Genomic DNA, 3931 nt, shown 5'->3' with positions numbered 1-3931 from the left:
ATCTTGACCGACAGCGCCTCGGGCCGGAGCCGCGCGCCGTGGCACACTTCGCACGCGTGGCTGGCCTGATAACGCGACAATTCCTCGCGCATCCACGCGCTTTCGGTCGACAGCAAGCGGCGCTCGAGATTGCCGATCACGCCTTCGAACGCTTTCTTGACCTCATAGGATTTGCGCCCGTCGACGAACCGCAGCGCAACCGCCTTGCCGCGCGTGCCGCGCAGGATGATCTGGTGGATGTCGGGCGAAAGCTCGCCCCACGGAGTGGCTAGATCGAAGTCATAGGCGCGCGCTAGGGACCCAAGCACCTGCATGTAATAAGGCGAGGGCGGCTGGCTCTTGGCCCACGGCACCACCGCGCCCTTGGCGATCGACAGCGCGTGATTGGGGACCACCAGATCGTCGTCGAACAGCATCTTTTCGCCAAGTCCATCACAGGTCGGGCAAGCGCCTTGCGGGGCGTTGAAGCTGAACAGGCGGGGTTCGATCTCGGCGATGGTGAAGCCGGAGACGGGGCAGGCGAACTTCTCCGAAAAGACGATCCGGCCGGGCGCGCCATAGTCGAGCTTCATTCCCGATTGGGTCGCGTCGAGCTCGGCCGGCGGATCGGCGGGGTCGAGAAACGCCAGCCCGTCGGCGAGTTTGAGTGCGGTCTCGAAACTGTCAGCGAGGCGGCTTTCAATCCCCGCCTTGATCCCGATCCGGTCGACCACGACCTCAATGTCATGCTTGTATTTCTTGTCGAGCGCGGGGGCATCCTCGATCGCCATCATCTCGCCGTCGATGCGGACGCGGGTGAAGCCGGCCTTCTGCCACTCGGCCAGTTCCTTGCGATATTCGCCCTTGCGGCCGCGCACCACCGGGGCGAGCAGATAGTGCCGCGACCCCTCGGGCAAGGCCATCACGCGGTCGACCATCTGGCTCACTTGCTGGGCCTCGATCGGCAAGCCCGTCGCGGGCGAGTAAGGCACGCCAACGCGCGCCCACAAAAGTCGCATATAGTCGTAAATTTCGGTCACCGTTGCGACCGTCGAGCGCGGGTTGCGGCTGGTGGTTTTCTGCTCGATCGAGATTGCCGGCGACAGCCCGTCGATATGCTCGACATCGGGCTTCTGCATCATCTCGAGGAATTGCCGCGCATAGGCCGACAGGCTCTCGACATAACACCGCTGACCCTCGGCATAGATGGTGTCGAAGGCGAGGGACGACTTGCCCGATCCCGACAGGCCGGTGATCACCGTCAGGCTCTCGCGCGGAATCTCGACGTTGACTCCCTTGAGGTTATGCTCGCGCGCACCGCGTACGCTGATGTGGGTCAGCATACGGCAGGCCTATGCTTTGAAATGTGGGTCAGCATCGGGCGTTTGTTCCATATTTGTTCGATTCGGGCAAGGCGGCCGTTCGACCGAACAACGCCTCGGTCTAGATGGGTTCCCAGCGCGCAGGATCAACCCGCCAACGGATAGCGTGCAATCGCCTCATAGGAGGATCCGTGGCGGCCGTGCTGGCTGTCGTAGAGGATCATCGCGGTCACCAGTTCGCTGCTGCTGGCAAGCCCGGCATTGCGCTCGACCCATCCCGTTGGATCGACCGCGCCTGACCGTCGGCGGGCCAGCGTGATGTGGGGGAGATAGGCGCGCCGCTCGGGTTCAAGCCCGATCCGCACCAATGCCCGGTCGAGCTTGTTATGGAGCGCCGCCAGCGGATCGGCGGGGGCGGCGCGGGCAAACAGCGCGCCGCGCGGTCGCTGGTCGAACCAGCCGACCCCATTCAAGCCAAACATCACCGGCGCGGCGTGGATCGACCCCAATGCCTCATCAACATCCTCCGCCACTGGCCGGTCGACCTCGCCGATGTAGCGCAAGGTCAGATGGAGCTGCTCATCCGCCTGCCACGCCCATCCCGGCGGGCCGTCCTCCATCGCTCCAAGGCATGCCTTACGAAGGGCTGGCGGCGGTCGGAGGGCGACGAACAAGCGATGCATCGCGCCATGCTATCGAGCGCCGGGACGAAGCGCGATCAATTTTCCTTGAAGTCGAGCCGCGAAACACCGATATTGCCGGCGTTAGGGGATGTGTCGTCGAGGCCCCCCGGAAGAGGAGAAGAAATGCAGAACCAGTTCGACCCGCGCCAAGGCTCGGGCAACGTTGGCCGCGTAGACCCGGCGATTGCCGTCGGTGTGCCAACGGTTGCCCGTGATGCGGGCCTTCGGTCCTACATGCTGTCAGTTTATAATTACATGGCGTCGGGGGTGCTGCTGACCGGCATCGTCGCATTGCTGTTCGCCAACAGCGGGATGGCCGCCCAGGTGATGGCAACGCCGCTTCGCTGGTTGATCATGCTGGCGCCGTTGGGCTTCGTCATGGTGATGAGCTTTGGTGTCAATCGGCTGTCGACTGGGACCCTGCAATTGCTGTTCTGGGCGTTCGCCACCGCGATGGGCCTGTCGATGTCGACCATTTTCCTGGTCTATACCGGCACTTCGATCGCGCAGACGTTCTTCGCGGTTTCGGCGGCGTTCATGGGGCTTAGCCTGTACGGCTATACCACCAAGAAGGATTTGTCGGGTTTCGGCACGTTCCTGATCATGGGCGTGGTCGGGCTGCTGGTAGCGATGGTGATCAACCTGTTCCTCCGGTCGCCGGCAATGCAGTTGGCAATCAGCGCGATCGGCGTGTTGTTGTTCGCCGGCCTGACCGCTTATGACACGCAGAAGATCAAGTCGATGTATGCGCATGTTGCGGGTACCGACATGATGGGCAAGACCGTCATCATGGGCGCGCTGAGCCTCTATCTCGACTTCATCAATATGTTCACGTTCCTGCTCAGCTTCATGGGCGACCGCCGCTAATCGGCGCGTTCATACGCTAGACAAAAGGCCCGGCGGAGCAATCCGTCGGGCCTTTTTTTACGCCAAATGCCGTTTGAAGGCGGCGATGGTCCGCTTCCAAGCGAGGTCGGATGCCGCCTTGTTGTAGCGCTCGGCTGACGTGTCGTTATTGAATGCGTGATTGACCCCGTCATAGCCGAAATATTTGACCGGCTTGCCCGCAGCGCGAAGCGCGGTGATCCACGGGAAGGCCGATTTGTTGACCCGATCGTCGAGGCTGGCGAGTTGGATGACCAGCGGCGCCGTCACGCGCGCTCCTTCGGCCGGGTCCGGCGCGACCCCATAATAGGACACCCCGACATTCAACTTGTCGCCCGCCGCCACCGCCAGCCGGTTGACGAACGCGCCACCCCAGCAGAATCCGATGACCCCAACCTTGCCGTTGCCACCTTTGCGCTTGGCCAGCAGATCGAGCATCGCCACCGCGTCACTCGTCGCGGCGGTCAGATCGAGCTTGCCGATCATCTCGCGCGCCTGATTTTCGTCGGCCGGGGTACCGCCCAGTGGCGACAGCCAGTCGACCGCAACCGCGTGGAAACCGGACAGCGCCAGCCGCCGCGCTACGTCACGCCCGTGATCGTTGAGCCCGCGATTTTCGTGAATCACGATCACCGATCCCTCGCGCGCGCCGTTGGCAGGCTCGGCGGTGTAAGCGGTGTACAGCGGCAGGCCATTGTTGCCGCCAAGCCTGGTGGTCATCGTGCGCAGGCGCTTGTCGGTGGCGGGGACGATGGCGGCTGCAGCGGGATTGGCGGATATCGTCGCAACCAGCGCCGATGCGGCGGCGGCGCTCCCGGCAATCGCCGTCATCCGCGTCATAAAGACGCGCCGGTCCATGCCCTCGTGCGTATAGACGTCGTATAGGTCGATCGCCTGCTGGCGCTGTTCCTGGTCCATATATTCTCCCTAACTGGCGGCGGGCTGCATCTCGGCGATCAATTGCATGTCGATCCCCTTGCCGCGCTGGTATGCCTCGCGAACGGACAGCCGCTCGCCATAATCAAGGAACGGCTGAAGCGACGGAAGAGTGCCGAATTGCGT

3 protein-coding genes and 1 pseudogene are annotated in these 3931 nt (G+C 63.2%); 1 reads left to right on the top strand and 3 read right to left on the bottom strand.

Annotation, left to right across the window (positions count from 1 at the left end; genetic code table 11):
- Together RMN73_RS03180 and thpR are read right to left on the bottom strand one after the other, a co-directional pair.
- Positions 1-1322: pseudogene (locus RMN73_RS03180) on the bottom strand (excinuclease ABC subunit A); the annotation flags it as partial.
- A 125-nt stretch (positions 1323-1447) separates the two neighbouring features.
- The gene (gene thpR / locus RMN73_RS03175) at positions 1448-1984 is read right to left on the bottom strand and encodes an RNA 2',3'-cyclic phosphodiesterase (RefSeq protein ID WP_309601870.1); all 537 of its coding nucleotides are present in this window, start codon (positions 1982-1984) and stop codon (positions 1448-1450) included.
- Positions 1985-2107: 123 nt separating this feature from the next.
- Here thpR and RMN73_RS03170 point away from each other — a divergent pair, with 123 nt between their 5' ends.
- Positions 2108-2851, top strand: a complete 744-nt coding sequence (locus tag RMN73_RS03170; protein ID WP_309601869.1) for a Bax inhibitor-1/YccA family protein — start codon at positions 2108-2110, stop codon at positions 2849-2851.
- Between the two features lie 57 nt (positions 2852-2908).
- Here RMN73_RS03170 and RMN73_RS03165 read toward each other — a convergent pair whose 3' ends face one another.
- Entirely contained in the window at positions 2909-3787 is an 879-nt protein-coding gene (locus RMN73_RS03165; protein WP_309601868.1) for a dienelactone hydrolase family protein, read from the bottom strand.
- Positions 3788-3931 lie beyond the last annotated feature (144 nt).

This window comes from Sphingomonas sp., assembly GCF_031372575.1.
Taxonomy (GTDB): Bacteria; Pseudomonadota; Alphaproteobacteria; order Sphingomonadales; family Sphingomonadaceae; genus Sphingomicrobium.
This window is presented reverse-complemented; position numbering and strand designations above follow the sequence as displayed.